Here is a 605-nt window from a genome sequence, read left to right as displayed (position 1 = left end):
CGCCTGTCACGGGCAGGCGGGCATCACGCCCACCGGCGGCATCTTCCCCAACCTGGCGGGGCTGACGCCGGAGTACATCGCCAAGCAACTGGCCGATTTCCGCCAGGGCACGCGCAAGCAGGCACTGATGAACACCGTCGCCCAAGGCCTGAGCGAGCAGGAAATCGGCCAATTGGCCGCCTACTACGGCTCCCTGGCCGGCCCGCCGCTGCACGTGGGCGAGACCGGCGGCGAGGCCGCCCGCAAGCTCGACCAGATCGGCGATGGCGCCCGCGCCCTGCCCGCCTGCGCCAACTGCCACGGCCTGCGCGGCCTGGGTGAAGGGCCGCTGCTGCCGCGCCTGGCGGGCCAGTCCAAGGAGTACTTCGCCGACCAGATCAACGCCTTCCGGAATGGTTCGCGCCAGAACGACGACGTGGGCGTGATGCGCGCCTTCGCGCAGCGCCTGACCGACAGCGAGGTCGAAGCCCTGGGCCAGTACTACGCCGGCCCGCGCTGAACGCCGCCCGCCCGGCCAACGTATTGGCCGGGCGGTTTTTTGCCGCCGGGCCGCCCCAAGGCAAAACGCCCCCTTGGGGGGCAGCGACCCGCACAGCGGCGGAGCG

The 605-nt window shown here is 72.1% G+C and carries 1 protein-coding gene; it reads left to right on the top strand.

What is annotated here, in order from left to right; genetic code table 11:
* Positions 1-499: c-type cytochrome (locus AruCF_RS13960; protein ID WP_157130070.1), on the top strand; the 499-nt coding region annotated here is incomplete at its 5' end.
* Between the last annotated feature and the right edge of the window lie 106 nt (positions 500-605).

This window comes from Achromobacter ruhlandii (assembly GCF_002082135.1).
Classification (GTDB): Bacteria; Pseudomonadota; Gammaproteobacteria; order Burkholderiales; family Burkholderiaceae_B; genus Achromobacter; species Achromobacter ruhlandii.
This window is presented reverse-complemented; position numbering and strand designations above follow the sequence as displayed.